This is a genomic window from Leclercia adecarboxylata (genome assembly GCF_035787115.1).
Lineage (GTDB): Bacteria > Pseudomonadota > Gammaproteobacteria > Enterobacterales > Enterobacteriaceae > Enterobacter > Enterobacter adecarboxylatus_E.
In genome coordinates this window covers 1-229 of sequence record NZ_JALKTL010000040.1, presented here as the reverse complement: position 1 = coordinate 229, position 229 = coordinate 1, and the positions used below count along the sequence as shown (strand labels likewise).

The 229-nt window shown below is 48.9% G+C and carries 1 tRNA gene and 1 rRNA gene; both read right to left on the bottom strand.

What is annotated here, in order from left to right:
- Nucleotides 1-4: 4 nt before the first annotated feature.
- Nucleotides 5-81: transfer RNA gene (locus tag MXM41_RS22760), tRNA-Ile, on the bottom strand.
- Nucleotides 82-151: 70 nt separating this feature from the next.
- A 16S ribosomal RNA gene (locus MXM41_RS22755) occupies nucleotides 152-229 on the bottom strand; the annotation flags it as partial.

Below are 229 nucleotides of genomic sequence, written 5' to 3'. Positions count from 1 at the left end.
AATTTGGTAGGCCTGAGTGGACTTGAACCACCGACCTCACCCTTATCAGGGGTGCGCTCTAACCACCTGAGCTACAAGCCTGCAGAGATTTTTACTGCTGTATTTTCATCAGACAATCTGTGTGAGCACTGCAAAGGCAGGTTCTTTAAGGTAAGGAGGTGATCCAACCGCAGGTTCCCCTACGGTTACCTTGTTACGACTTCACCCCAGTCATGAATCACAAAGTGGT